28 protein-coding genes are annotated in these 26,075 nt (G+C 38.5%); 11 read left to right on the forward strand and 17 right to left on the reverse strand.

Annotation, left to right across the window (positions count from 1 at the left end; genetic code table 11):
* Positions 1-43: 43 nt before the first annotated feature.
* Positions 44-1,255: a DNA polymerase IV gene (locus AB3N04_RS03175; protein ID WP_368505982.1), complete on the reverse strand. Its 1,212-nt coding sequence runs from the start codon at positions 1,253-1,255 to the stop codon at positions 44-46.
* 275 nt (positions 1,256-1,530) lie between these two features.
* Between AB3N04_RS03175 and AB3N04_RS03180 the strand changes: the two genes are divergently transcribed.
* The gene (locus AB3N04_RS03180) at positions 1,531-1,737 is read left to right on the forward strand and encodes a hypothetical protein (RefSeq protein WP_368504691.1); all 207 of its coding nucleotides are present in this window, start codon (positions 1,531-1,533) and stop codon (positions 1,735-1,737) included.
* 352 nt (positions 1,738-2,089) lie between these two features.
* Here AB3N04_RS03180 and AB3N04_RS03185 read toward each other — a convergent pair whose 3' ends face one another.
* Together AB3N04_RS03185 and mce are read right to left on the reverse strand one after the other, a co-directional pair.
* Positions 2,090-3,208, reverse strand: coding sequence for a M20/M25/M40 family metallo-hydrolase (locus AB3N04_RS03185; RefSeq protein ID WP_368504692.1), 1,119 nt, complete (start codon positions 3,206-3,208; stop codon positions 2,090-2,092).
* A gap of 162 nt (positions 3,209-3,370) precedes the next feature.
* A complete protein-coding gene (mce, locus tag AB3N04_RS03190; protein ID WP_317120565.1) occupies positions 3,371-3,805 on the reverse strand; it encodes a methylmalonyl-CoA epimerase in 435 nt (144 codons plus the stop codon).
* Positions 3,806-3,970: 165 nt separating this feature from the next.
* Between mce and prli42 the strand changes: the two genes are divergently transcribed.
* Positions 3,971-4,060, forward strand: a complete 90-nt coding sequence (gene prli42 / locus AB3N04_RS03195; protein WP_022626944.1) for a stressosome-associated protein Prli42 — start codon at positions 3,971-3,973, stop codon at positions 4,058-4,060.
* A 37-nt stretch (positions 4,061-4,097) separates the two neighbouring features.
* Here prli42 and AB3N04_RS03200 read toward each other — a convergent pair whose 3' ends face one another.
* The 9 genes from AB3N04_RS03200 to AB3N04_RS03240 all read right to left on the reverse strand — a co-directional run bounded on the left by AB3N04_RS03200 (position 4,098) and on the right by AB3N04_RS03240 (position 10,211).
* Positions 4,098-4,604, reverse strand: a complete 507-nt coding sequence (locus tag AB3N04_RS03200; protein WP_368504693.1) for a L,D-transpeptidase — start codon at positions 4,602-4,604, stop codon at positions 4,098-4,100.
* Positions 4,605-4,643: 39 nt separating this feature from the next.
* A complete protein-coding gene (locus AB3N04_RS03205; RefSeq protein WP_368504694.1) occupies positions 4,644-5,612 on the reverse strand; it encodes an aromatic acid exporter family protein in 969 nt (322 codons plus the stop codon).
* 105 nt (positions 5,613-5,717) lie between these two features.
* Positions 5,718-6,440 carry an amino acid ABC transporter ATP-binding protein gene (locus tag AB3N04_RS03210; protein ID WP_368504695.1) on the reverse strand — a complete coding sequence of 241 codons (723 nt, stop codon included), beginning with the start codon at positions 6,438-6,440 and terminating at the stop codon, positions 5,718-5,720.
* On the reverse strand, positions 6,433-7,089 hold the full coding sequence (locus tag AB3N04_RS03215; RefSeq protein WP_368504696.1) for an amino acid ABC transporter permease: 657 nt from the start codon (positions 7,087-7,089) through the stop codon (positions 6,433-6,435). The genes AB3N04_RS03210 and AB3N04_RS03215 overlap by 8 nt, the downstream gene beginning before the upstream one ends.
* A 33-nt stretch (positions 7,090-7,122) precedes the next feature.
* Positions 7,123-7,956, reverse strand: coding sequence for a transporter substrate-binding domain-containing protein (locus tag AB3N04_RS03220; RefSeq protein WP_368504697.1), 834 nt, complete (start codon positions 7,954-7,956; stop codon positions 7,123-7,125).
* 208 nt (positions 7,957-8,164) lie between these two features.
* Positions 8,165-8,320: a hypothetical protein gene (locus AB3N04_RS03225; protein WP_368504698.1), complete on the reverse strand. Its 156-nt coding sequence runs from the start codon at positions 8,318-8,320 to the stop codon at positions 8,165-8,167.
* Between the two features lie 166 nt (positions 8,321-8,486).
* Positions 8,487-8,900: a universal stress protein gene (locus AB3N04_RS03230; RefSeq protein ID WP_368504699.1), complete on the reverse strand. Its 414-nt coding sequence runs from the start codon at positions 8,898-8,900 to the stop codon at positions 8,487-8,489.
* Between the two features lie 36 nt (positions 8,901-8,936).
* On the reverse strand, positions 8,937-9,353 hold the full coding sequence (locus tag AB3N04_RS03235) for a universal stress protein (protein WP_368504700.1): 417 nt from the start codon (positions 9,351-9,353) through the stop codon (positions 8,937-8,939).
* Between the two features lie 114 nt (positions 9,354-9,467).
* Entirely contained in the window at positions 9,468-10,211 is a 744-nt protein-coding gene (locus AB3N04_RS03240) for a YqcI/YcgG family protein (RefSeq protein WP_368504701.1), read from the reverse strand.
* Between the two features lie 153 nt (positions 10,212-10,364).
* On the opposite strand from AB3N04_RS03240, the gene AB3N04_RS03245 reads away from it, so the two are divergent.
* Complete coding sequence (locus AB3N04_RS03245; protein ID WP_368505983.1) at positions 10,365-10,994, forward strand: LysE family transporter; 630 nt, start codon at positions 10,365-10,367, stop codon at positions 10,992-10,994.
* A gap of 86 nt (positions 10,995-11,080) precedes the next feature.
* Complete coding sequence (locus AB3N04_RS03250; protein WP_368504702.1) at positions 11,081-11,461, forward strand: PilZ domain-containing protein; 381 nt, start codon at positions 11,081-11,083, stop codon at positions 11,459-11,461.
* Between the two features lie 33 nt (positions 11,462-11,494).
* On the opposite strand, the gene AB3N04_RS03255 is transcribed toward AB3N04_RS03250, so the two are convergent.
* The gene (locus tag AB3N04_RS03255) at positions 11,495-13,276 is read right to left on the reverse strand and encodes a PAS domain S-box protein (protein WP_368504703.1); all 1,782 of its coding nucleotides are present in this window, start codon (positions 13,274-13,276) and stop codon (positions 11,495-11,497) included.
* A 181-nt stretch (positions 13,277-13,457) separates the two neighbouring features.
* Here AB3N04_RS03255 and AB3N04_RS03260 point away from each other — a divergent pair, with 181 nt between their 5' ends.
* Complete coding sequence (locus tag AB3N04_RS03260; RefSeq protein ID WP_368504704.1) at positions 13,458-14,327, forward strand: sulfite exporter TauE/SafE family protein; 870 nt, start codon at positions 13,458-13,460, stop codon at positions 14,325-14,327.
* A gap of 29 nt (positions 14,328-14,356) precedes the next feature.
* On the opposite strand, the gene AB3N04_RS03265 is transcribed toward AB3N04_RS03260, so the two are convergent.
* A complete protein-coding gene (locus tag AB3N04_RS03265) occupies positions 14,357-15,811 on the reverse strand; it encodes a SulP family inorganic anion transporter (protein WP_368504705.1) in 1,455 nt (484 codons plus the stop codon).
* Positions 15,812-16,136: 325 nt separating this feature from the next.
* Between AB3N04_RS03265 and AB3N04_RS03270 the strand changes: the two genes are divergently transcribed.
* The 6 genes from AB3N04_RS03270 to AB3N04_RS03295 all read left to right on the forward strand — a co-directional run bounded on the left by AB3N04_RS03270 (position 16,137) and on the right by AB3N04_RS03295 (position 23,064).
* Positions 16,137-17,666, forward strand: coding sequence for a spore germination protein (locus AB3N04_RS03270; RefSeq protein ID WP_368504706.1), 1,530 nt, complete (start codon positions 16,137-16,139; stop codon positions 17,664-17,666).
* On the forward strand, positions 17,659-18,792 hold the full coding sequence (locus AB3N04_RS03275) for an endospore germination permease (protein WP_368504707.1): 1,134 nt from the start codon (positions 17,659-17,661) through the stop codon (positions 18,790-18,792). Before AB3N04_RS03270 ends, AB3N04_RS03275 begins: the two co-directional genes overlap by 8 nt.
* On the forward strand, positions 18,789-19,901 hold the full coding sequence (locus AB3N04_RS03280) for a Ger(x)C family spore germination protein (RefSeq protein ID WP_368504708.1): 1,113 nt from the start codon (positions 18,789-18,791) through the stop codon (positions 19,899-19,901). The genes AB3N04_RS03275 and AB3N04_RS03280 overlap by 4 nt, the downstream gene beginning before the upstream one ends.
* Positions 19,902-20,000: 99 nt before the next feature.
* Positions 20,001-20,966 carry a YncE family protein gene (locus tag AB3N04_RS03285; protein ID WP_368504709.1) on the forward strand — a complete coding sequence of 322 codons (966 nt, stop codon included), beginning with the start codon at positions 20,001-20,003 and terminating at the stop codon, positions 20,964-20,966.
* Between the two features lie 2 nt (positions 20,967-20,968).
* Positions 20,969-21,664 (forward strand): response regulator transcription factor, encoded by a 696-nt coding sequence (locus tag AB3N04_RS03290; RefSeq protein WP_368504710.1) that lies wholly within the window; start codon positions 20,969-20,971, stop codon positions 21,662-21,664.
* Entirely contained in the window at positions 21,661-23,064 is a 1,404-nt protein-coding gene (locus tag AB3N04_RS03295) for a sensor histidine kinase (protein WP_368504711.1), read from the forward strand. The genes AB3N04_RS03290 and AB3N04_RS03295 overlap by 4 nt, the downstream gene beginning before the upstream one ends.
* 30 nt (positions 23,065-23,094) lie before the next feature.
* Here the strand turns inward: AB3N04_RS03295 and AB3N04_RS03300 are convergent, their stop codons facing one another.
* The 3 genes from AB3N04_RS03300 to AB3N04_RS03310 all read right to left on the reverse strand — a co-directional run bounded on the left by AB3N04_RS03300 (position 23,095) and on the right by AB3N04_RS03310 (position 25,990).
* The gene (locus AB3N04_RS03300) at positions 23,095-23,853 is read right to left on the reverse strand and encodes a FixH family protein (RefSeq protein ID WP_368504712.1); all 759 of its coding nucleotides are present in this window, start codon (positions 23,851-23,853) and stop codon (positions 23,095-23,097) included.
* Positions 23,854-23,983: 130 nt separating this feature from the next.
* A complete protein-coding gene (locus tag AB3N04_RS03305; protein ID WP_368504713.1) occupies positions 23,984-24,205 on the reverse strand; it encodes a hypothetical protein in 222 nt (73 codons plus the stop codon).
* A 69-nt stretch (positions 24,206-24,274) separates the two neighbouring features.
* On the reverse strand, positions 24,275-25,990 hold the full coding sequence (locus AB3N04_RS03310) for a BCCT family transporter (protein ID WP_368504714.1): 1,716 nt from the start codon (positions 25,988-25,990) through the stop codon (positions 24,275-24,277).
* Positions 25,991-26,075 lie beyond the last annotated feature (85 nt).

The raw sequence follows: 26,075 nt of genomic DNA on the forward strand, positions 1-26,075 counted from the left end.
GCTACTAGAGTTAATCACTGCATAAAAAAGAACCAGAATTCGTTCATTCTGGTTCAAGAAAGTCTTTTCGGAAGCTAGATCCTGACTCACGAGCAGATTCATCTTTACTTTTCCATGTTGAAGCAGTCCCTTTGTGAAGTATATCTTCACCGAATCGAGCATGAATTTCTTTTAACGTGTTCGCTATTTTTTCTTCTTTCATGTCTTCTTTATAATGAAATAAATCTAATTGTTTATACGCATGCTGCTGTTCGATTAAATCATAGCTACTTATTCCAAGTAACCTTACTGATTCTTGATTCCATGCCTTAATAAATAAAGCATTTGCAACCTCGAAAATCTCTTTACTGCTTTGAATAGGGTTTGTAACCTTTTGACTTCTGGTGACTGTTTTCCAATCATGATAACGGATCGTCACTTGAATGCCTCTCGCTAATACTTCTTTTTTCTTTAACCTTTTACTGACGGACTCAGCTAAGGATTGAAAGGACCTTTCAATCAATGTCATATTTTTAGTGTTTTGCTTAAGCGTGGTGGAATGACCGATCGTTTTAAATTCATAAATAGCTTCTGGGTCAACTGGTCGATCATCAATCCCGTTCGCACGGTCATGAAGCTTTCGCCCATTTGTACCAAACCACCCTTGAACATCTAATTGATTTGCAATTGCAAGGTCTCCAATTGTTTTAATCCCGCGCTTTTCCCATTTATCTACAGTGCGCCTTCCAATTCCATACATTTCACTAATTGGAAGAGGCCATAACATCTGCTTTATATCTCTTTTTCTTAATATCGTGATTCCATTTGGCTTTTTCATATCACTTGCCATTTTTGCAAGAAATTTATTCGGCGCGATCCCAATGCTACAAGGTAAATCCAATTCCAATTTAATACGAGTTTGAATATCCTTAGCCAGTTCATATGGATGCTTAATGGGTAAGTAGGATGTGACATCTAAATAACCTTCATCAATTGAAACGGGTTGAACAAGTGGAGTATAACTTCCCAACAACTCAAAAAGAGCACGAGAAGCTTGACGATATCTCTCATGATTTGGCTTCATCAACAGTAACTCAGGACATAAACGCCTTGCCTTCCAAACTGGCATCGTTGTTTTAACTCCCTTAGCCCTCGCTTCATAACTGCTTGTAACAACAATGCCTCTTCGCTCTTCCACATTACCAGCTATTGCTAACGGCTTACCTCTCAAGGTAGGGTCATAGGACATCTCAACGGACGCATAAAAGCTATTCATATCAATATGAAAAATGACTCGTCTTTGACTCAATCCTATCCCCTCCTTTTCTACTCATTTATTATACGAAAGAACGTTCCTCATGCAAAGCTACCAAATTTCATACTTTTAATTTTTTCGTCAAAACTAGCATCATACCAAGTTTATAATGGGTTAGTCAAGATCTTTTTTCAAAAAAAACATTGCACTTTCCCGTTCTATCAGATAAGGTTTAAGTAGCAGGCGAAATGATTCCCATTTTGTCGAAGGGCCTGCATAATTGGAGGTGTCTTACAATGACCCACTATCAGTTGAAATGTGATCAGCGCTATGCCGATGTATTCGACCGCATTGTTGTTATCCTCCACGACTACCGCAAAGAAAACTTCAGATCGCCAACCATCGCACAAATTGCCTCAATGATTGGTGATACAGAGGAAATGGTGTTAGAGAGTTTAGAGTTTGGTAAATACTTCTCAAACCATTCACCTCTCTTGCATTAAGAATCCGTTTGAAGGCATTTTGAATGTTTTATAATAATTCCACAAGCGCATTTCCTCTTCTATGCTTATGTTAGCCCACGTATAAGTTCGCATGATCATATTGGCATAAGACCTGATTTTTATAATGTCTGCCGAGTGTTCGGACAAGTCGATTAATAAATGCTTTTAGCGAAGGATTTGAGGTTACTCTAGGTGTCCCTTGATCATGTTCTTCCATCCTTCAACTAGAATTATTTCACACCTTGTATTATGGTTTTTCACATGCAAGCTCACCTAGCATAGCCTCTCTCATCATCGGCTGTCATTCTTCAAAAAAACCGATGAATCTTTTGAGATTCACCGGATCCATTCATTATTTTGCTACTTCCCTAACTACCGCAACAACAGCTTCAGATAATTTTACGAGCTCTGCAATTGGCATACGCTCATTTTTCGTATGAATTTCTTCGTATCCTACAGCTAAATTCACCGTTGGAACACCGTGTCCAGCAAAGATATTGGCATCACTACCGCCACCACTTTGCAATAGTTCAGGTTTACGCCCAATTGAAGTGATTGCGCGCTTAGCGACTTCGACAACCTCATCACCATCTCCTAATTTAAACCCTGGATACATCACATCAATTTCAACATCAGCTTTTGTGCCCATTTCTGCTGCTGTATTTTCAAATGCTTCTTTCATTTTAGCAACTTGTACTTCCATCTTTTCGTTTACTAATGAACGAGCTTCAGCTAGAATCGCCACATGGTCACACACAATATTCGTTTGACTTCCACCTTCAAATCGACCGATGTTTGCCGTTGTTTCCTTATCGATACGGCCTAATGGCATTTTAGAGATGGCTTTAGCAGCTACTGTGATCGCAGAGATGCCTTTTTCAGGTGCTACTCCAGCATGAGCTGTTTTCCCATGAACAACTGCACGAACCTTTGCTTGTGTTGGTGCTGCTACAATAATGTTTCCAACAGGACCGTCACTATCTAGAGCAAATCCGTATTTTGCTTTTAAAAGAGATGGATCCATAGCTTTAGCTCCTACAAGCCCTGATTCTTCCCCTACCGTAATAATAAATTGAATGGTTCCATGTTCAATATTCTCTTCTTTTAGAACTCGAATGCCCTCAAGCATCGCAGCAATTCCTGCTTTATCATCCGCTCCTAATATTGTCGTTCCATCCGTCACGACATATCCATCTTTAATGGATGGCTTCACACCAATACCTGGTACAACTGTATCCATATGTGAAGTGAAATAAATCGTGTCTACACCGTCTTTCGTTCCAGGAAAGGTACAAATTAAGTTTCCTGCGCTATGATCTGTTTTATCGGCAGCATCATCTTCAAATACTTCTACACCAAGAGAAGTAAATTTCTCTTTTAAGATCGGAGCAATAGTCTGCTCAAATTTTGTTTCAGAATCAATCTGTACAAGCTCCAAAAACTCGTCAACTAAACGTTGTTCATTAATCATTATGTAAGCCTCCAATTTATAGTGTCAGCTTAATGGTACATGATTTTGCGATTTTTTTCACCTTTTCTCCTTTTTAGCATGGTTTTTAAAGGTGTAGTAATAGGTACTTTTTATTAAAACAAGCTAAATAAAGCGCAAACCTAAACGTTTGCGCTTTATGATTTATTCTTTAGTTATAGTAGCATTTGTTTTCTCGCAAAATTCATACAAGACACCTCTTGCTGACTTCGGATGCAAAAAGGCTACTTTCGCTCCCCCAGCACCAGGTACCGGCTCTTCATGAATCATTTGCACACCATTTTCTTTAATATCCTCAATTCTAGTTTCAATACTTGTTACACCAAGTGCGATATGGTGTACGCCTTCTCCACGTTTAGCGATGAATTTGGCAATCGGACTTTCCTCCGAAAGGGGCTCAAGTAACTCAATTTTTGATTCTCCAATTCCTAAAAAAGCAACTTTGACCCCTTGTGATGGAACTTCTTCAATATCGATTAATCTCAATTTCAAACTTCCAACATAAAAAGGGAGAACCTCTTCAATCGATGTAACTGCAATTCCAATATGGTCAATTTTTTTCGGTGTTTTTTCACTCAAAGGAACCACTCCTCCAATCATGACAGTCTACTTAAACTAATTCGTCACAAGCCTAATATCTCCTGCATAGCTTGTCAAAATTTCTCGATAAAGAAGCTACCTCTTGTCCTTAGCGTCAGAAATTAGTAATATAGAATAAGAGACATATGAGGGAGGGTTTATGCAATGCCACGTAAATTCCAAAAAACAATCATTTATATTATGATTTTCACAATGGTCGTTGGAACACTTTTAATGGGTGTATCATTGTTCTAAAAAAAATAAAAGTCGTTGCCAAATGGCAACGACTTTCTTACATAGCTCCTGCTTTTTTCGCAAGCTCCTCAAATGATGCATCTACTTCATCTGTGATATACAGTTTTGTTCCCAAAGGAATATCCTCGTACAGTTTCTCCACTACTTCATTTGGTAAGCGAATACAACCCGCCGTTACATGCGACCCGATTGAATCAGGCCGGTTTGTGCCATGTATCCCATAAATTCTACCGTCCGTTCCCCTCGCATCAAAACCAATCCATCGTGTTCCTAAAGGGTTATGAACGTCTCCACCTTGAATGTCTAACTTTCTGTAATAAGGATTTTTGGCTTTTACCACAACCGAAAAAAAGCCCGTAGGTGTTCGATCTCCTTCTTTTCCACTTGCGACCGGAAGTATTTCTTGTAAGCTTCCGTCATTGATATAGGCCAACTCATTAGTAGCTACATTCACAATAATAAATGGATCGCCATAGCTCGGATTTTCTCCAAGTGGCCAAATCGGTGAGGCAATCATCAATAAAGCTAAACACACTGCTACCATCTAAGATCACCGTCTTTACTTTTTTTGATAGTGTGTGTTTTATATGGATCGTTTATCCACGTGGTTCCATAAGCGGTCCTTTATGTGTAAATATTGTCTAAGCTCATGCATGATGTAGAGAAGCGATGACCGAATTTCAAACTCTTCTCTTGATTGAGGTAGGTCCATTTCTTTAAATTCTGCCTCCATCTTATCAAGTCGCTCAAGAAAATAGACAACATGATTAGCAGGACTTAAGGATTTACTTAACTCATCTAGAAAGTCGGCTAGTTCTATACTTTGGGGCAATGACTTTTCCAAGGATGAGACAAACGGCATAAGTCTCTCGACAATTTCAAATTGCTTTTCTCTCATTTTAAAGTAGTGATAGTACTGATCTTCATAACGCATAATATGATTATGGACATTACGAAGCGCTTCATTCTTACCAACTTTAAGAAGCTCTATTGTTTCTGGAATCTCTTTTCCGTCCCACTCACTTTCACCATGACGTAAATATTCAGCCATTTCATGCAAGATCTTTTTAAAGTGGTCTTCAATATCACGCAAATAAACCCTTAAAACCTTTTCACTACTTGGCATGTATAAATTCATTACGAGGGCAACCCCAATACCAATAATGATTAATAGCACTTCATTGATAATAATAGCAACTGACACTTGTTGGAGCGTATATAAATGCAAGACGATAACGGAACTTGTCACAATCCCTTCCTGTACTCTTAGCATAACAGCTGTCGGGATGAAGAGAAGAAGTAATATCCCTAATGACCAAGGTTGATAGCCGATCAGTTCAAAGATAATCACACTATAGGCCATCCCAATTAAACAGGCGGCAAACCGTTGCCATGAGACGACTAATGACTTCCTTCTCGTGACTGATATACATAGGATGGTGAGGATAGCTGCAGATGCATAAAAATCAAGCTGTAGCATTTGTGCAAGTCCAATAGCAATTGCAGCACCTACGGCTGTTTTTAAGGTTCGGTAGCCAATTTTAAAATTCATTCTTGAACCACAGGCCTTTCTTTTTTGCTTTAGTTTACCATCTATTTTAACCTTCCTCCCCAAATTAAAAAAGACCCACAGTCATAAATACTGTGAATCTCTTGTTTACAATACCTTTTCAAGAAAGTCTCTTGCTCTTTCAGATTTAGGGGCAGAAAAGAATGTTTCAGGAGGAGCATCTTCAACGAGCTTCCCTCCATCTAAAAATAACACTCGATCTGCCACTTCACGTGCAAAGCCCATCTCATGGGTCACTATCATCATTGTCATACCCGTATGCGCTAAATCTTTCATAACAGCAAGTACTTCTTTTACCATTTCAGGATCTAGTGCAGATGTTGGTTCATCAAAGAGCATGACCTCAGGCTCCATCGCAAGAGCACGTGCGATCGCAACACGTTGCTTTTGACCACCCGAGAGACGATTAGGATATTCATCTCTCTTTTCACTTAAGCCTACTTTATCAAGAAGCTTTTCAGCACGCTTTGTCGCTTCTGTTTTAGAGAGCCCTTTTACCGTCATCGGTGCATACGTTAAGTTTTGTAGGACCGTCATATGCGGAAATAAATGAAAATGCTGAAATACCATCCCAATTTGTTCACGGACCTTTAACACATTTGTTTTTTTATTAGTAAGGTCCTCATTTCTAACTAGAATTGTACCTGCAGTCGGCTTTTCTAGAAGATTGATACAACGTAAGAACGTTGATTTACCAGAACCAGAAGGCCCGATGACTGCGACCACATCTCCTTTATTCACTTCAGTTGAAATCCCTTTTAATACATCTACTTTCCCGAAGGATTTATGCAAATCAACAACCTTAATCACTACGTTGCAATCTCCTTTCAATCATTCGTCCAATAATGGTCAACACCATTACCATTACATAATAAATCAGTCCAACAAACAATAACGCCTCAAAATACTTATAAATTTGTGCATTTACCATTTGAGCACGTCTCATAATATCCCATACGCCAATAATAGAGACAATGGCTGATTCTTTCGTTAAGTTAATAAACTCATTAAAAAGAGCAGGTAAGATATTACGAAATGCTTGAGGCAAAATGATTCTGATCATCATTGGACGCTCAGGAATCCCAAGAGCTGCCGCTGCTTCTTTTTGCCCTTTGTCGACTGCTTGAATCCCTGCACGAATAATTTCTGAAACATAAGCAGATGAATTTAAACCAAATGCTAATACTCCTGCTAAAAATGCACTCATATCAATTCCGAATTGCGGAGCTCCGTAATAAATAATGGATAACTGCAAGATTAAAGGCGTTCCACGGAATACAGATGTATAGGCATGAGCAAACCATCTGAGAACGGTCACTTTCCCAATTTTCATCACTGCTAAAATAATCCCTAATATGAGACCGACTAATAATGAAGTTGATACAAATTGTAAGGTAACCCCTATCCCTTTTAAAATAAAAGGGATGTGGGGTTCAATCACTCTAAAATCGATATTCATGACTGAAATTGTCCTTCCTACACCACGTATTCTTTATTCTTCTGTGTCAAACCACTTAATGATCAGCTCGTCCATTAGACCACTATCGATCATTTCATTTAATTTATCATTGAACGGTTCTCTTAGCTCACTACCTTTAGGGAAAGCAATCGCCGAACCTGCAAGCTCCTCACTAGGTACTTCAAATTGAGCAAGACCAGATTGCGATTCCATATAACCAGCAGCAACTGTATCTTCCATCAGGATTGCATCAAGGCGTCCTGCAAGTAATTCTTGAATCAATTCTGGAATGCGATCACGCTTCTCCACCTCAAAACCAATCTCTTCTGCTAAATCCTCTGCTTCACCTTCTTGAATTGAACCTAGTTGAACCCCTACCGTTAAACCATCTAAATCTTCTAATGAAGAAATCCCTGCATCTTCTTTCGTAACAATTAAGTTTGTAGCTTCATAGTAAATATCAGAGAAATCAACATTTTCCTCACGCTCTGGTGTAGGTGTCATCCCCGCAAGAACAAAGTCTGCACGTCCTGCTTCCATCGCTGGAATGAGACCATTAAAGTCAACATCTTCAATCTTAAGTTCATAACCTAATTCACTAGTGATATGTTCAGCGATATCGATATCAAAGCCGACAATTTCACCTGTTTCTAGTTCAACCGACTCATATGGTGGATAATCAGCCGATGTAGCCATGATCAATGTATCACCATCACCTGTCTTTGCATTTTCATCCACTTCCTCAGTTGGCTCGTCCGCTGGCGCTTCAACTTCTGGTGGGGCATCCCCTTCTGCTCCACAACCTGCTAATAACCCTACTGATAGTACTGCTGTTAAACCCGCTACACTCCATTTGTACTTTTTCATTTTTCTTCCGACCCCCAACTATCTTTCTTGTAATATAATAATTATGCTTGTAGATGCATAATAACACATAGTTTTATACATGAAAATAACTTTCCTAAAAAAAATTCTTTTTTAATTAATATCAGAAAATTCTACTTTTTACAACTAGTTTGGTGTTTTTTCTCACAAAAAAAAGATGACCGCTAATAGCGATCACCTTTTCTAAGCTTTATTCTGCCTCTTCTTCTTCAACTTCAATATCATCTTCTGTTTCCATTGCTGGGTCATCAGCTGGAGCTGGCTCATCGGCTGGTTCACCACAAGCTGCTAACACACTCACTGATAGGGCACCTGCTAAAATTGCATAAAGTAGTTTCTTGCTCATTGAAAATTCCTCCTTCATATAAGTTGAAATTTTTTATCATGTGCTTCGAACTACACCCATCATACTAAATGAATCAGGACTTTATAAGCCTTTTTCCTAAAATTACAAGTTTTCACAAAATTATTTGAGAGTTTCACAATCTATTATTTGCACATTAATACTACCTTTATTTCACGATCATTACAGGTTTATCAACTCGTTTAGCCACTTTATGTGAGACACTCCCAAGAACCATCGTTTGTAAGTTATTTAATCCTCTACTACCTAAGACTACATATTCATAATCGCCTTTATTAGCAAAATCGACAATAGTTGGTCCTGGTTCACCATGTAATGTATGAGTTTTATACGTTATCCCCGCTTGATTAAGTCGTTCTTCAATTGGCTTTAACCGCTCTTTACGACGCTTTTCGATCACATATTTATCAGTATGTTGTATGACATCTTTCTTTGAAGTAGACCCGTCCACAACATAAAGTACATCAATTTGTGCTTCGTACAATTTTGCTAGCTCAATAGCTTTTTCTGCTGAACGTATTGAGTGTTCAGAACCATCAGATGGTAATAATATTTTATTCATGTTCATACCCCCGTTTAAAATGTGCGGATCGATCGATTACTTAACCAGTAATACTGGGCAATTCACTCGTTTGGCCACCTTATGACTAACGCTTCCGAGTACCATACTCTGAAAGGGATTTAAGCCTCTACTTCCTAAAATAACACAATCATACGCTTGTTTATTAGCAAATTGAACTATTGTCGGGCCTGGTTCACCACGTAATAAATGAATTTGATAAGGAATTTTTTTAACAAAGCACTGTTCTTGAATCATTTTTAACTTAGCTTGTCTACTTTGACTAATATCAGACTTATCATGGCAATATAGAACATCAGATTTTGAAGTTGCTCCGCTAATCACGTAGGCAATCTCTAGAGGGATTTTACTTTTCATAGCAAGCTCAATAGCTTTTTCTGCAGCACGTATGGAATGCTGTGAGCCATCTGCACATAGTAGAATGGAATTAAACATATCCGCCCTCCCTTTTAAATCATGTCTTAACCCATTCCACATCAATAAGCGAATTCCTTTATCTAGTCCTAAAAAGCCAATTGATCACGACCGGATCAATTGGCTTTACCACATTTATTTTTGGTTTGTTGCATTTAGAGCATGGAATGGGCATTTTGATTCAATCGGTTCACAATCATCTCCAATGAAAAACTGCTTCCATTCCTTATGTTCAGGATCACCATAGTGACTTATATCAGGGTGTTTCGGAAGCTGATCCCACGCTTCTACTCGCTTTCTCACCGCTTCTCGTGAATTGATTCCGTTTGGTTCAGTTCCTTCTAAGCCTTCAAAAATTCTTCGAGGTTGGATACCTATTACCATACTATTACCTAAATTTCTTGTTATACGTTGCTTATAGGCTGGTGCGTTACCAAACGCAAAAATAGATTCATCATCAAAGCAGAAAGACCACAGAAAATGATCTGGATCTGCTGGTGTATGCTCTGGCCAACTTTTCGGATCATGTTTATTCAAATATTGCAGAACATCCCAGAAATACTTTCGGTAATAAGAAAGTGATTGTTCTTTATCCTCAGGTTCTACAAATATAAACAACCCTCTTCTAATTAAAGGTGGTTCTTTAACTAACTCTAAAAAGGATGAAAGGGTCTTTGGTAAGTGCGACCAATCTGAATGAGAAAGGTAGGAATACCGTAATTCTCCACGCTCTTCACCCGTTCTACCAAAAAAACATGGGAATGATGGTTCTAGTACCACTTCTCGATAATTATGATACTCCTTTTTGACCCATTCTGGTACAACCTTTTCATCTTGCATTTGTTCACTCGTTAACAAGTAGTCTGATAAATTTTTCATATTGAGCCCTCCCGAAAATAACTATATGAATGCATGCATAGTCTTAGAATCATTTCATTCATGATGAATAAGTTTCATGTATAACTTGTCTTACTCCTTCATTTACTTAAAGTAGGACCTTGTAAAGGAGGAGAAGCTACTTTGTTGTCAGGAATGCTATTAGGCATTGCATTAGCTGCACCCGTTGGCCCACTTACATTAGAGATGATCAAACGAGGAGTGCAGTATGGTTTTTTTTGTGCGTTAGCCATTGGCATGGGTGGAATGTCAGCAGATGCACTCTTTATGGCTCTTATTTATCTAGGTATTTCTCATATCCTGACCATCCCAGCTGTGCACCTTTTATTATTTTTATTTGGCTCTCTTTTTTTAGGGTACTTAGCCTACGAATCCGTCAAGAGTATGGTTCATTCTAAAGAAATTGATAAAACCCATATACCTTACTCAAAAAATCTTGTCATCAAGTGTTATTTAACTGGTTTAACCATCGCTCTTATTAATCCGATCAATATCTTATTTTGGTTTGGGATCTATGGTTCCGTCTTAAGTGAGTCCACACAATCAGGTTCCCTTGATCATATTTTAGTTCAAACTTCCTTTATTTTTTTAGGTATACTCACATGGAATGTAATTATTTCTGTTCTAGCTAAATTAACCTCCTTTGTTTTAAGTAAGCAATTGTTCAAGTGGATTCATGGATTTGCTGCGGTATTACTTATGTATTACAGCTTGCATTTCGCTGTTGAATTTCTAAGAGCAATGCTAGCAGTTTATAATGGTTAATTTCACTAAAAAGTTACATTCTAAACCTTACTAAATAATTTATTTCTTGTATACTAAGAAAAACAACTTGAAAGCGAGCGAGATTGATGCCATATAGACGTGAAGAATCGTTTCGGTATGAATTTAGTACTCCATTAAATGCTACTTTTAAACTAATTAAACTTGCCACTACCCATGTCGATAGTAAAGAAGGAAAAATGTCGATCATTGATATTAGTGGCGGGGGGCTAAAAATGAGCTCCCATCTTGAATTACCAGATCCCCAGTCTACTAAAACATCAATCGAAATGGATATTGAATTGGCTAATGAAACGCTTGAGGTACAGGGCGAAGTCGTTTGGAAGAAGTCCTATGGAAGCTCGCACCAATACGGAATTGATTTCACTTACATTGACAAAGAAAGTCAAGAACTCATCAAGCTTTTAAAAAAACATATTAACCAGTCAAACCAGCAACATGAAGAGTAAAAAGGAAGAACATGAGTGAGCCATGTTCTTCCTTTATTTTTGTCTAAGTAACTCTTTAGTACGGGAATATTCTGGGAGGATCACATCAATTTTCGTTCCTCTTCCAAGCTCACTATGAATGGTTAGTAGCCCTTCATGATGTTCTATGATTTTATAACAGACCATCAATCCGAGACCCGTTCCTTTTTCCTTCGTTGAGTAAAAAGGCTCACCTAATCGTTCAATTCTTTCTTTTGGTATGCCACAACCATTATCTTCGATTTGAATACAAATCTGATTTTCTGGGTGATTTAAAAGACGAATCGTAATTTCTCCGTTTTCTTCGACAGCTTCAATCGCATTTCGAAGCAAGTTTAGGAACACTTGCTTTAATTGCTTCTCAGACCCATAGATCGTCGGTACATCCTCAAACTCAAAATCAACTTTAACATTCTTCATGATGCTTTGCGTTTCTACCAATGTCATTACCTTCTGTACTATTGGATGGAGTTTCAATGTTTGAAAGGTTGATTCATGATTAGGCTTAGCTAATGTTAAATACTCATAAATAATACCTTCTACTCTCTCAAGCTCTTCCATCACTAATTCAAGAAACTGTTCATTAAATTCCCGTTCACGTTGAAACAGCTGTAAAAATCCTTTAATGGCTGTTAAAGGATTTCTTATTTCATGAGCAACACCTGCTGCAAGTTGGGCGACCATCGATAATTTGTCCGATTTTCTTATTAAATCATCCATTCTTTTACGCTCTGAGACATCCTTTAAAATGGTTCTAAACGCAGGTTTTCCTTTAAACAAGATGATCGTTGACGTTGCTTCAACATCCACTGTTGTCCCATCTAAACATTGCAACTGGAATAATGAAGTTGTCAGCTTTTTCTTCCCAGACATAAGAAGCCTTGCATTTTCACTTATCCGTTTGATGTCATTTGCCTTATATAAGCTATCGATTCTCTTATTCAGTAAGTCATGACGACTATTTGCCTTAAAGAGCTTTTCGCCTGCTGGATTAATATAAATTAATCGTCTACCATCATGAACGGAGATCGTCTCGGGCGTGTGCTCTACAAGACTTTTGTACCTTCGTTCGCTTTCTCTTAAGTCATGTTCAATCTTTTTTCTAGTTGAACTATTGGTAAAGTAAAGAGTGACTTGATCTTCTAATCTATAAGCACGAACATCGTACCAACATTTTGTTTTTTCTAGATAGTACTCTACTTGTACCCTTTCTTGGCCAGATAGGAGTTGATAAACTTTTTTTGAAAGTCCTTGTTGATCCATTTGTAAGAAAGACCAAAAGTCTCGCACTTTCAACTGATCCCAAGCGAGACCTAACATTTTTTCTGCTTTTTCGTTAACAAATAAAAATGTCCCATCTAGTTTAATCGTAATAATAGCATCCTTAATTCCATTTAATATCTTCCAGTAAAGTTGACTCCCCGCTTGTTCTTTAGTTTGAGCACGTAATGCATCTCCATTTACGTTCTCTTCAACTTTCAACTGTAGTAAATACTGTCTTTCCCCTATATTTAAAGGAGTAAGATGCAATTGTGCGTGTTGATGGCATTCTTCCAGTTGATTCAAGATAAGTAATAAGTTATGGTTTTCTTTTAAATATTGAAAGAGCGTTCTGTTTTCTTGCGCCAAGTATTCACCGAACACTTCGTCTAATGTGTGAAATAATAACTGACTAGAATCAAACCCAAATAATTCATCCCAGGCAGCATCCACTTCTGTGAAGGTACCCTTATCATCTAAAAAGGCTTGAGCTACCTTTAAACCGGTCCGATCAGTACACCACATAGTATCAACCATTTTCATTCTCCTAACTATCCTAAATACATCTAGCATTACGTATTGTTCTGCATAATTCTTTGTATTCCTGCCTTTTTCATTAGTCATATTTCTCTTTCTTATGACATTTTTCTCGCGAGGCTTCTAAACTTGAACCCTGCATGATATAAATATCCGTTATAATAGAGGTAAGGAGGTCTCTATGGAATATCTTTTATTTATCTTTTTAGGAATAGCAATTGGTGTATTTTCAGGTTTCTTTGGAATAGGTGGCGGAATTATCCTTACTCCATTATTATTAATGGTTGGGCTTCCACCTACAACTGTTATCGGTACGAGCTTAATGCTCTCGCTAGGAACATCTATATCTGGGGCCATATCTCATTTTCGTTTAAAAAATATTAATTGGTATTATGTGATTATCATAAATTGTACAGGGATCATTGGTACGCAAATTGCTCATCCTCTTATGATTCGCCTTGATCAACTTGGCCTTGCCGAAGCCGTCATTTCCATTTTCTACATAGTATTGTTAAGTTATTTTGCCTTTTCATTGCTATATAAACGTAAAAATGAAAAACCTACGAATAAGAAAAAACTTTCTCCTGCTATTCTTGCAGGATTAATTGGTCTTGGTGCCGGCTTTATCTCTTCTGCATTAGGAGTAAGTGGTGGTTTCTTCATCGTACCTCTTCTCATTGCATTGCTTGGGATGAAGGCTAGTCAAGCAGTTGGTACGAGCTTAGCATCTGTAGTCTTCATTGTTTCAGCCGGCCTGATCTCTTACAGCCTTTCAAGTCCTCTTAATTACGGGATTGGGATCGCCTTAATTATCGGTACATTTTTTGGGGCCCCGATAGGTGCACGGGCGACTAGACTATTTAATGAAGCACGCATGAAAAAGCTACTGGGCATTTTATACATCTGTATGATCGTAAGTGTTTTATCCAATATTGTATCTTTATCTATGATTGGGCTTTCAATTATTAGTTTATTTGCTCTAACCTTCTTTACATTAGTTATTCGAAACTTCGTTCTAAACAAAAAAAAGCAAGGGTCTCCTTCTACATGAAGGGCCCTTGCTTTTTTTGATAAAGCTTTTTAGTGACCTGAACCAACTCCACTCATTTTCGAAACGAGCTCTGTACTATCATGGTCCATACCTGTAAAGATCACTTTTATATCTTGTTGTTCGAATTTCGCCTTAATTTTATCCAGTGCACCAACGGCCGAATCATCCCATAAGTGAGATTGTCTAAAATCAATTTCAACAGCTTTTACATCTTCTTTATAATCAAATTTCGTTAATAAGTCTGTAACGGAAGCAAAGAAAATTTGACCTTTTACTCGGTAAATTACTTTTACATTCACTTGATCCAATTCTTTGATCACATCAACTTTTGATATTTTTGCCGCAAAGAAAATCGCACTTAAAAGAACCCCTGCAAAAACACCAATCGCTAAGTTATGAGTAAATACTACTGTAGCTACAGTCACAATCATTACTGCAGCATCTGATCGAGGTACTTTATGAATATGACGTACTGAGCCCCAATCAAATGTACTAAATGATACCATGAACATGACCCCTACTAGCGCCGCCATTGGAATTTGAACCACAAGTCCGCCTAATACAAGAATCAAAAACATCAAGAATACACCTGCAACAAGAGCTGAAAGACGTCCTCTGCCCCCAGATTTAACGTTAATGACGGATTGTCCGATCATCGCACAACCTGCCATCCCACCGAAAAATCCTGACACGATATTCGCAATCCCTTGACCGCGACTTTCTTTGTTCTTGTCACTATCTGTATCCGTCATATCATCCACAATGTTTGCTGTTAATAATGATTCAAGTAACCCTACAATCGCTAGGGCTAATGAATAAGGTAAAATAATCATTAATGTTTCCATGTTGAATGGAATTTGTGGAATTAAAAACATCGGTAATGCTTGCTGCAATGCACCCATATCACCAACTGTACGCACATCGATGCTCATAAAAATAACGATCGCTGTAATAACGACAATCGCAGCTAATGCAGAGGGCACAGCTTTCGTTACACGTGGCAGTAAATAAATGATCGCTAGAGTGGCTGCAACAAGACCATACATGATCCATGTAGCTCCCTCAAATTGCTCAAGCTGGGCCATAAAAATCAAGATGGCAAGAGCGTTTACGAAACCAATCATTACAGAGCGGGGTACAAATTTCATAAACCGCGCTAACTTACATACCCCAAAAATAATTTGAATAATACCCGTTAGAACCGTTGCTGCTAGTAAGTATTGTAAGCCGTGATCAGCTACTAGTGTCACCATCACCAATGCCATCGCACCTGTTGCAGCAGATATCATTCCAGGTCGCCCACCGACAAATGCAATGACTACAGCGATACAAAATGATGCATATAACCCTACCATCGGATCTACCCCAGCAATAATCGAGAAGGCAATCGCCTCAGGAATTAATGCAAGTGCCACAACTAGACCAGCCATTACATCACCACGGATATTGCCAAACCAACTTTCTTTCCATGTTTCTGTGTTCATCTGACACCTCTTTCTTCTATTGTCATAGATCTTTCTTCATGCTGACTTTCGACTCTCACGAAAGTCGGGTCCGTTTACAACGAGAGATATTGTAGCATGATTATCATTTTTTTAGAAGCCTCATGTAAGCGTATAACATTATTTCTTATTGTCTGTTTTCTCCCCTAAACTCTCACTTTCCTCCGTTTCCTTCTTTTAATACTTTTTCATTATCCTTTAACTCCCATCAAATGATGACATCCACTTCTGCATGTTTTCACCAAATTTGCAAATGATAAAAAGGAATAAAACGAGCGAATGCTGGATGAAAGGACGGTGAAGCTTAGTGAAACGCTTAACACGATTAAAACTTGAAAAAGGACAACAAAGTGAAGCGAATGCTAACTCGCCTCAGCAGTCGTCCTCAAAAAAAACGTCCAATTTACTAATTAAAAATCAAGATTTCATTGAAAACACTTTTAAGGATGCAGGAGATTTACAAAAACGTAATTTTAAGATTGAAGATAAAAAAGCAACTTTATATTATTTAAGTTCACTTACCGATTTTAAAAAAGTAGAGCGCATGCTTGGGTCAGCTTTTGATAGCCAAAGATCATTTAATAGCATGATTGAACATGCAGCGACCTTTGTCCCAACTAATTCACAAAATAAAGTGATTGAAGGTTTGCTTGAAGGCAGGTCGTTGTTGCTGATTGATGGCGTTGAAATGATTTATTTGCTTGATACAGGAAGTATTATTAAGCGCGATACATCAGAGCCAATGAATGAGAAGGTTGTGCGAGGCTCTCATGAGGGCTTTGTGGAGGATTTAGGAACGAATGTCCACCTTTTAAGGAGGAGGATTTCAAGCAGGCAATTAGCCATTCATTATTATAAAATCGGTACAGACACCAACACTTCTGTTTGTATCTTGTATATGAAAAATATCGCTAACCCACAACTAGTTCAAGAAATAACAAAACGTATTGAATCGATTGAAATGGATATGACTTTTAGTCCAGGATTTATCGAGGAATTTATTGAGGACTCTACGTTCTCTCCCTTTCCTCAAGTATTAAATACAGAACGTCCAGATCGTACGATGGCTGCTGTAATGGATGGACAGGTCGCAATTATGATAGAAGGAAGCCCTACTTGCATTATTACACCGATCACATTCTTTGCTTTTTACCAATCTCCTGATGACTATAACAGCCGTTTTTATGTGGGGACCTTTTACCGGATGATTCGTATTTTAAGTTTTCTGATTGCAATATTACTTCCAGCCATCTATATCGCTGTTGTTGGATTTCACTTTGAAATCATTCCTAATGATCTTGTTCTTCCTGTTAAGAGCTCAGTGCAACAAATACCCTATCCTCCTATTGTTGAGGCGATTATTATGGAGCTTACTATTGAATTAATTCGGGAGGCCGGGGTAAGGCTACCATCACCGATCGGGCAAACGATCGGGATTGTCGGCGGTCTCGTAATTGGTGATGCCATTGTAACAGCCGGCCTCGTATCCAATGTAATGATCATCGTAGTGGCACTAACAGCAATTGCCGCCTTTGTTGTTCCTTCAACAGAAATGAACACGTCGGTTCGAATTTTACGATTTCCCTTTATGTTCGCAGCTGCAACATTTGGTTTTTTTGGAATCTCGTTTACAGGAATGCTTCTATTAATTCATTTATGTAAATTAGAATCTTTTGGCATTCCTTATTTTTCACCTGTGGCTCCTTTTCAATGGAAAGATCTTAAGGATACATTTCTCCGCATGCCAGTATGGTTAATGAATTTAAAACCTACTGCTTATAAGCCAGTTAAGAAAAAACAGCAGGGCTATTCAAGAAGGTGGATAAAAAATGAATAATCAAAACCAAAAAAACACGATTACACCTTCTCAGCTCGCTCTATTTGTCATTCAAACTCAAGTAGGTGTCGGCGTCCTTTCGATGCCCTTTTCTGTCTTTGATGCCGGGGCAAAAACAGATGGCTGGATCTCGATATTGTTAGCTGGACTAGTTGTCCAAATCATCATCTTTGTATATATGTTCATTTCTAAACGTTACCCAACTTCTAATTTATACCTTATTTTGGAAAGTGTTTTTGGTAAATGGCTTGGCAAATTTCTTATCCTAATTCATGTCGTTTATTTCATCAGTGTGGGAGTTATCATCTTAATCTTGTTCAGCTCGATATTAACCGTTTGGGCTTTCCCCAGCACACCACAATTTTTTAAAGTAGGAATCGCTGTATTTACCGCATGGTATTTAGCAAAAGAGAATGTCCGAGTTATCGCTCGTTTTCACGTTATTGTTTCCGTGCTGTTAGTTATAGTCATCTTATTAACCGTTACTGCATTTACCCATGCAGAATTTCGATATGTGCTACCCATTGGTCATACAGGAATCACCAATATTATTTTAAGTGCAAAAGCTGCCACGCTGTCTTTATTAGGCTTTGAGCTATTTATTATATTGTTTGCTAAAACTGAAGGGACACTTAAAACAAAAGTAAAAGCAGCAACGATCGCCAATGTGACAGTCACGTTGATTTATGCCTATTTGGCCTTTACCTGTTACATCTTTTTTAGTCCAGAAGAGATAGGTTTGGTCCCTGAGCCTATTCTTTATTTGATCAAATCCTTTTCCTTTATCGTCTTAGAGCGGACAGACTTAATCTTTCTTACAGTATGGATGGTTTCCGTTTTGACGTCTTTTGTAGGGTATCTCTATATCGCTTCACTAGGCACAGCTATTCTATTTAATAAAACCAATCACAGTCCGTTTGTGTGGGGGATTTGTCTTATTACGTTTTTATTCAGTGTTTCACCCCACAACGTGTTACGCATTGGAGAAATCTCTGAACTTATTAGCAATATTGGAGGAGTTTTTTCCTTCATTTTCCCTTTTGTTATTTTAGCTGTTGCTCTTCTTTTTAAACGAAAAGAGAGCAATGAGAGCAAAACAGGAAAGAAAGGAGTCTCTTCTACATGATCAAAAAAATGATCTTACTCCTATGTTGTCTTATTTTAATGAGCGGCTGTTGGGATAGCCGCTATTTAAAAGACACTCAATTAATTTATAGCGGTTCCTTTGATCTAGAAGAAGATGGGCAGGTCAAAACATCAGTTTCCATCCCTCGAGCAGATACTGGTCAGGATCAACAAGCACAAGCGAGAGTTGTCACTGCAATTGGAAATACTGTTAGACAAAGCCGATTACGTATCGACCAAGAAGTGTCTGGGAGACTGGATGCAGCGAAAACACGGGTAATTCTTATAGGGGAAGAGGCGGCTAAAACAGATGTCTATTCTTTTCTTGATGTTTTCTATCGCGACCCTAGGAGCCCATTAAACGCATACCTCGCGATAACAAGCGGCAAAGCAGGACCTTATTTAGAGGTGAATGTAGAAAACCATCCTTTAGTCAGTGAATATCTCCGGGATTTAATTGATGCGGGTGAACAGGCCACTATCTTTCCTGTTACTAACATTCAATTTGTATGTCCCATTCTCTTTGATCCTGGTCAAGACGTCATTTTGCCCTACTTGAATATCAAAGAGGATTCAGAGGATATTCATGGTAATCAGATTGCTTTATTTAATGAACGAAAGTTTTCTGGCACCCTCGGCACTGAGGAGGGAACAATGCTGCTTCTATTAATGGACAAACTTAAGCGAACAGCAAATTTCACTGTAAAAGTGACCGATGATAAATACCCGAGAGTAAACAATTTCATAACGGTTCAAGTGGCTGGTATTGAACGGGATTTGACAGTGGTTGAAGAAGCGGGTAGGATTCATGCTGATGTTAATCTCATTATAAAAGTCAATGCTATAGAGTATCCTGAAGATGGATTTGCCGAGCGCGAGATCACCGTCGAGTTAAATGAGAAACTTGGGGAACATTTTCAGGATGTAGCTAATCGTACAATGAAGCAGCTTCAAGAAGCAAATTGTGATGCATTAGGAATAGGTCGGGAATTGATGGCTTTTCAGCGAGATGTTTGGCTGCGCAACACGAATTGGAAAGAAGTCTATCCCAATATTGAATTACATGCTCACACGAAAACCGAAATTGTGAAGCATGGAATTATTAATTAGGCACGCAGAATCTGCGTGCTTTTCATTATTTCATCACAACTTTCGTCTATAATGTATAGAAAGCTTTACCATTTTATTTATAGGCTAAGGAGTATTGGTATGCATTATTCTTTAAAGAGATTACTCACAATATGTTCATTCTTGATTCTTATCAGCTGTTCTCCTTCTTACTACGAGGGACTTCCTAACTCTGAGCCGCTCGTTATTGTCACTAATTCTTTTGATGAGAGTATAAGTTTTATTCACGGATCTGAGCATGAACTGTTAACGACTTGGAATCTGGACCATCCTGTGTCTGGAACGTTATTACTTGATCAAAACAATCTTTTAACATACAGCTCAATCCATTCTAAGCTGTATTTGTATGATCTTCATTCAGGTAAGGAGGTGCAATCGTTTTCAGTTTCATCAGGAGTAGATGACCTTTTGCTCCTTAACAACAAACTTTATCTTACGCAAAGGGAAGATAATGAACTTGTCATTTTATCTTTGAAAGGTGAAATTTTGGATCGTGTAAAAGTTGGTTATTCTCCTCAATACCTTTACCATCATGAAAATGCATTGTACGTTCTTAATTATGAAGATACGACCATTTCGGTTATCGACCTCACCACTAACCAGGTCACTACGACCTTACCAAGTATTGACCGCGCTACAGATATGCTCATTGTTAATGACTCGCTGGCGTGGATAGGCGGCCATGGCCGAGGAGCTGATATAACCAATCATATTGAAATCGTTGACTTAAATCGACAAGAAAAAACAGGTCAACTATTTGCCCCAACGATGCCCGTTGCCTTCTTAAAGCAGGACAATTCCATCCTTGTTCTAAGCCACGGCTCGAATCAGCTGCGTGAAATTAATGCTGAAACAAACGAAATTGAAGCTATTGTAGATACGGTAGCGAATCCATTTACCATGGCTGCACTTGATGACTTTCTTTTTGTAGCTGGCTATGATAGCAATTCTGTAGAAATTGTGGACCTAAACACCCTCACCTCTCAGAAGAGAATAAATGTTGGAGAAGGTCCACTCGATTTAACCATTCGAGAGGAGGTAAACTAGTCATGCCTAGCATTCTAATCGTAGAAGATGAACCAACCATGCAGCGTCTTTTAACGCTGCATCTAACAAAAGAAGGTTTCCAGACAATCACAGCTGACCACGGGGAAGAGGCCATGTCCCTCCTCTCTTCTCAACATATTGACCTTGCATTAGTAGATGTCATGATGCCTGTGATGGATGGATTCGACTTTGTGAAAGAACTAAGGAAGTCATCAACCCTCCCAGTCATCTTTTTAACGGCTCGTTCGGATGAAAAAGATCGAATTGAAGGACTGACTATGGGCGGAGATGACTATTTGGTAAAACCATTTAGTAAAGGAGAACTAATCGCTCGCATTCAAGCTGTTCTACGTCGTACGAAAGGATTCCACAAGCATGTATCGGAAAATAATCAAGCCGAGGACATGATTGTTATGAATCGAATAAAAGTTACCCCAAAAGCCAGAAATGTAAAAGTTGATGATAAACTAATTTCATTAACAGTTAAAGAATTTGACCTATTTTTCTTTTTAATTCAACATCAAGGCCAAGTCTTTTCAAGAGAGCATCTCCTTACCTCTATATGGGGACATGAATATGAGGGAACCGAGAGAACGGTGGATACGCATGTTAAAACTCTCCGTATGAAACTTAAACCCTATGGTCATCTGATTCAAACCGTTTGGGGAATTGGCTATAAATTGGTGGAAAACGAATGAACTGGCGATTATGGTCTTTTCACAAAAAAGTGTGGGCCTTTCTTTTGGTTTTCACCTATGGCGCCATCCTCCTTTCTGTTTTATTAATCTCTTATATTTATCAAGAGGTGTATGTAAAAGCAGAAGAGGATCGTCTCCTTACCCTTGGAAATGAGCTCGCTACTCTTCACGAACCCGGAAGTTTGAGCGAGCCGTTTATCGAAAAAGCAGAAGCTCATAACGACGTCTCTGACACACAAATTTATGCAGTAGAAAACCCTAGAGAGTTAAGCGCATGCCTCCCTTTTGAAATCGATTATCAAACGTTCATTTCTGAAGAAGAACGGCGAGAACTACTAAGTGGCGAGCGGCTTATCAAAATGGGGTATGAAGAACGTCTTGACCGTCATGTATTAGCAGTCATTGTTCCTTTAGTTGAAGATCGCGTATTAGATGGCATCCTTTACGTCTATGTTCCTATCTCCACCATTCAGGAAGTCTTCTTACCCGCCACACCTATTCTCGTACTTCTTATCTTAGCTCTATTTGTAATCTTTTATGTGGTTGGATTAAGGTTTACCAATTATCTAACGAGACCGATTTATGAGATGCAACTAGCAACTCAAAAGATATCAGAAGGCGATTTTAGCAGTGAGGTTCACATTCATACAAATGATGAATTAGGGCAACTAGCTCGCTCTTTTAACGACATGGCAATAGCTTTGCAAAAGGAAGAAGAAAGAAAACAAGAATTCTTATCAAATGTCTCACATGAACTTAGAACTCCATTAAGCTATGTAAAGGGTTATAGTGAAGTTCTTCTTGAAGAAAAAGATTTAAGTGCACATCAGAAAGAATTTGTATCCATTATTCATAATGAATCTGATCGCTTAGGTAAGCTCGTCAATGATTTACTCGACTTAGCAAGGCTACAAGGTGATTCCTATCCACTTACGCTGCAACCAACTGTTCTTTCCAGCCTGATTGAAGAAACGATCACCTCCTACTTACCGAGTGCGAGACAAAAAAAGATTACTTTTTCCTTTTCAAGTGACGAATCAGTTATCGCTAATATTGATCCTAATCGCTTAAAGCAAGTGATTCATAATTTAATTCAAAACAGCCTCCACCATTGTAAGGAAGGAGACCAGATTACTATTTCAATAATCCAACGACCTCTCTCCTCCATTACTCTTACGATATCTGATAACGGACCTGGCATTCCAAAAGAGGCATTACCACATATTGGTGAGCGTTTCTATAGAGCTGATTTTGCCAGAACAAGAAAAGATGGTGGTACAGGGTTAGGGGTGGCCATCTCCAAAGCCATTATAGCCAAGCATGGTGGTTCGCTGAAGATAGAAAGCGAACTAGGCCAAGGAACAACGATTACAATTAAATTACCTCTTGACCACAAATAACCCCCAGCCATCTTGGCTGGGGGTTATTTGTTAGAAGTCTAGTGTGACCTCTGTATGTTCATGAAGATGATCTTCATCACGTTCAATATGAATGATTGCATCATATTGGCCTGAGTAATCATCAGTCTCTTTTAGTTCATACTTGCCCTCTCCGACCTCATTAGTATCAAGCCAAATATGTTGGTTACCCTCTTGCGGCATCATTTCAATGGTAACAACTCCATTTTCAAGCACTTCATCATCAACTTTGATGAAAAAAACAACAGTATGATCAGTCTTTTCCATATCAATTTCAACGTCTGCATGTTGATGGTGGTGGTCATGACTCTCTTCATGGGCGTGCTCTTTATCTTCTCCCTTATGAACGGCTGCCTCTTCCGTTTGTTTCACTTCTCCAACCTTGATTTGTGAAGTTGGCATCGTATGAAGACCTCTAGCTGTTACATGAGTTTGGACATGATAAATTCCATCTTCTTCAAATGAATGTGTAAGTGTGTAGTGATTGTCTTCTTGGTCCGTTGCTTCAATCATCTCACTTGCCTCTTTTTGTCCTTCTAACCACACTTCATATACCACTTCATCAGCATCATCTACCAAGGATTCACCTTGAGTCACAATGCTTTCGAATTGCACTTCTTCTCCTACTTCTACTTGCTCTGGTACGTTCAACTGCACTTCTAATGGAGCTAGTTCATCATGGTTGCCCATCTCCATCTCATCTGTTTCTGAATTTCCACATGCACTTACTACCATCATTGCTGTAATCATTGAAACAACTAATCGTTTCATTTTAGTCACCTCTTTATTTTCGTTAAACCGATTGTAGCATCATATTGTGATGAAAACGTGAAGCCTCCTTCTTTCCACGTTTAGAATTGTGACGTTTTCTTGAATATGCTTGCATATGTAAGAAGCAAGATTACTGTACTCGTAATCTTGCTTCTTTTTCTACACATAAACCTCCCCAATAGGTTTTCCAAATATTCATCATTCGATCCTCAAAATGATGTTCGTTATAAAAGTAAAGATGAAAGATAGTGTCATTTAGAATACAATAATAGCTTGATAGCAACTGCTCGATTGGTAGTGGTGCAATCAGCTCTTGATCAATAGCTTCAGTAAATAAAAGAGTGAGCATCACTTTAACGGCTTACTTCTCTGAAAATAGAAAAAGCCGAGAAGAATTCTGATCTCTCCTCGACATTTCTGATTAATTTTTCTTATCTTGATCGATTTTTAATTCTTCATAAAGGTCTTCTTTAATTTCTTCATACACTTCTTCTTTCATTTCCTCGATGACTTCTACTTTTACTTCTTCACGAAGCTCTTCATATACTTCTTCTTTCATGTCATCTAGAAACTCTTCTCGAATTTCCTCTTTAAGTTCATTCACCTGTTTTTTTCGTGTTTTCTTCCGCTCTAGTTGGTAGTCTTTTCCTAACATAACAAGAACTGAAAAAATCATTACAATCATAATAATCGCAAAAGGTAGAGCTGTAATAATAGATGCTGTTTGAAGAGCTCCTAGGCCTCCACCACCACTGATTAAAAGAACACTTGCTGTTCCGGCAATAAGAAATCCCCACAATAATTTTACAGAAAGTTTAGGATTTAGACTACCATGTGACGTCATTGCTCCAAGAACATACGAAGCAGAATCAGCTGATGTTATAAAGAATATTAAGATCAAAATGACGGCTAACACATTGGTGATCATACTAAGCGGAAGTTCACCTAACGTGGCGAATAGAGCTAGTTCCACATTGCTCATAACCAAATCTGCTATTGGAGCTTGTCCAGCAATCTCAAGGTTGAGCGCTGTACCACCAAATGTAGTAAACCACAAGACGGCAAGTAATGATGGAACAACTAGTACTCCTGCCATAAATTCACGAATGGTTCTTCCTCTCGAGATTCTAGCGATAAATAGACCCATAAAAGGTGCCCATGCGATATGCCAGGCCCAAAAGAATATTGTATTTGTACCTAGCCAAGTACTTTCAGAGAAAGGAGTCATTGTTAAACTCATCGATGCTACGTTCGTGATATAGCCTCCTAGAGTTGTGACAAAGTTTTCTAAAATAAATAATGTAGGACCAACAATAATAACAAAAACTAATAATACTCCTGCTACAGCAAGGTTAATATTACTAAGCTTCTTAATCCCTTTGTCCACACCTTTGCCTGCAGAAAACATAAACAATACCGTGACGATAGCTATGATAGTAATTTGCGTCCATACCGTATTTGGAATGGCCGATATGTAGGAGAGACCTCCTGTGATTTGCAAAGCACTTAACCCAAATGTTGTGGCAACACCAGTACATGTTGCAATAACAGCAAGGATATCAATTGAACGTCCTGCCCATCCATTCACTCGATTTCCAATAAGTGGATAAAAAGCTGAACTTATCAGTGCTGGTCGATCTTTTCTGAATTGAACATAAGCAAGAGTCAAACCGACAATGGAGAAGATAGCCCAAGGATGCAGTGCCCAGTGATAAACAGCATAACGTAAGCCCGCAGCTGCTGCTTGTTCGGTTTCAGGAGTGTACCCCATAGGAGTGTCTATGTAATATAATACCGGTTCTGCTACACCCCAAAATACAAAGCCTACCCCAATTCCAGCTGCAAAAAGCATTCCAATCCAAGAATACCATGTATATTGTGGTCTCTCATCGGGTTTACCTAAACGCATTTTTCCGAAAGGACTTAATGCAATAGCAATAACAAATAAAACAAAGAATGCAGTGGAAAGCATATAAAACCAACCAAAATTTTCAATCATCCACCCTAATCCACTATCAGCAGCAGATTGGAGCGTATTTGGAGATAGTGCTCCCCATAAAACAAAGAGCCCAACCAAAATTGCAGAAATGATTAAAACGCTGCCTGGTTTAGCCGTGTCATTGTGTTGTTCGTTCATGTAATGTATACGCATCCCTTCATAAGTAGTTTCTAGGCATATGGAAAGTTCCCCTCGTTCTTCCTTTAAACCCAAAAGTATACCT

Source organism: Alkalihalophilus sp. As8PL (assembly GCF_040939795.1).
Lineage (GTDB): Bacteria > Bacillota > Bacilli > Bacillales > Bacillaceae_D > Alkalihalophilus > Alkalihalophilus lindianensis.

Bases quoted from the DNA above. Each gene is read 5' to 3' on its own strand.
- AB3N04_RS03175 (WP_368505982.1), bottom strand. From the start codon at position 1,255: ATGAATAGCTTTTATGCGTCCGTTGAGATGTCCTATGACCCTACCTTG.
- AB3N04_RS03205 (WP_368504694.1), bottom strand. From the start codon at position 5,612: ATGAATTTTAAAATTGGCTACCGAACCTTAAAAACAGCCGTAGGTGCT.
- AB3N04_RS03185 (WP_368504692.1), bottom strand. From the start codon at position 3,208: ATGATTAATGAACAACGTTTAGTTGACGAGTTTTTGGAGCTTGTACAG.
- AB3N04_RS03265 (WP_368504705.1), bottom strand. From the start codon at position 15,811: ATGAACACAGAAACATGGAAAGAAAGTTGGTTTGGCAATATCCGTGGT.
- AB3N04_RS03275 (WP_368504707.1), top strand. From the start codon at position 17,659: ATGAATAATCAAAACCAAAAAAACACGATTACACCTTCTCAGCTCGCT.
- AB3N04_RS03240 (WP_368504701.1), bottom strand. From the start codon at position 10,211: ATGAAAAATTTATCAGACTACTTGTTAACGAGTGAACAAATGCAAGAT.
- AB3N04_RS03245 (WP_368505983.1), top strand. From the start codon at position 10,365: ATGCTATTAGGCATTGCATTAGCTGCACCCGTTGGCCCACTTACATTA.
- AB3N04_RS03295 (WP_368504711.1), top strand. From the start codon at position 21,661: ATGAACTGGCGATTATGGTCTTTTCACAAAAAAGTGTGGGCCTTTCTT.
- AB3N04_RS03255 (WP_368504703.1), bottom strand. From the start codon at position 13,276: ATGGTTGATACTATGTGGTGTACTGATCGGACCGGTTTAAAGGTAGCT.
- AB3N04_RS03220 (WP_368504697.1), bottom strand. From the start codon at position 7,956: ATGAAAAAGTACAAATGGAGTGTAGCGGGTTTAACAGCAGTACTATCA.
- AB3N04_RS03300 (WP_368504712.1), bottom strand. From the start codon at position 23,853: ATGAAACGATTAGTTGTTTCAATGATTACAGCAATGATGGTAGTAAGT.
- AB3N04_RS03235 (WP_368504700.1), bottom strand. From the start codon at position 9,353: ATGTTTAATTCCATTCTACTATGTGCAGATGGCTCACAGCATTCCATA.
- AB3N04_RS03260 (WP_368504704.1), top strand. From the start codon at position 13,458: ATGGAATATCTTTTATTTATCTTTTTAGGAATAGCAATTGGTGTATTT.
- AB3N04_RS03230 (WP_368504699.1), bottom strand. From the start codon at position 8,900: ATGAATAAAATATTATTACCATCTGATGGTTCTGAACACTCAATACGT.
- AB3N04_RS03310 (WP_368504714.1), bottom strand. From the start codon at position 25,990: ATGAACGAACAACACAATGACACGGCTAAACCAGGCAGCGTTTTAATC.
- prli42 (WP_022626944.1), top strand. From the start codon at position 3,971: ATGCCACGTAAATTCCAAAAAACAATCATTTATATTATGATTTTCACA.
- AB3N04_RS03280 (WP_368504708.1), top strand. From the start codon at position 18,789: ATGATCAAAAAAATGATCTTACTCCTATGTTGTCTTATTTTAATGAGC.
- AB3N04_RS03250 (WP_368504702.1), top strand. From the start codon at position 11,081: ATGCCATATAGACGTGAAGAATCGTTTCGGTATGAATTTAGTACTCCA.
- AB3N04_RS03200 (WP_368504693.1), bottom strand. From the start codon at position 4,604: ATGGTAGCAGTGTGTTTAGCTTTATTGATGATTGCCTCACCGATTTGG.
- AB3N04_RS03180 (WP_368504691.1), top strand. From the start codon at position 1,531: ATGACCCACTATCAGTTGAAATGTGATCAGCGCTATGCCGATGTATTC.
- AB3N04_RS03285 (WP_368504709.1), top strand. From the start codon at position 20,001: ATGCATTATTCTTTAAAGAGATTACTCACAATATGTTCATTCTTGATT.
- AB3N04_RS03215 (WP_368504696.1), bottom strand. From the start codon at position 7,089: ATGAATATCGATTTTAGAGTGATTGAACCCCACATCCCTTTTATTTTA.
- AB3N04_RS03290 (WP_368504710.1), top strand. From the start codon at position 20,969: ATGCCTAGCATTCTAATCGTAGAAGATGAACCAACCATGCAGCGTCTT.
- AB3N04_RS03225 (WP_368504698.1), bottom strand. From the start codon at position 8,320: ATGAGCAAGAAACTACTTTATGCAATTTTAGCAGGTGCCCTATCAGTG.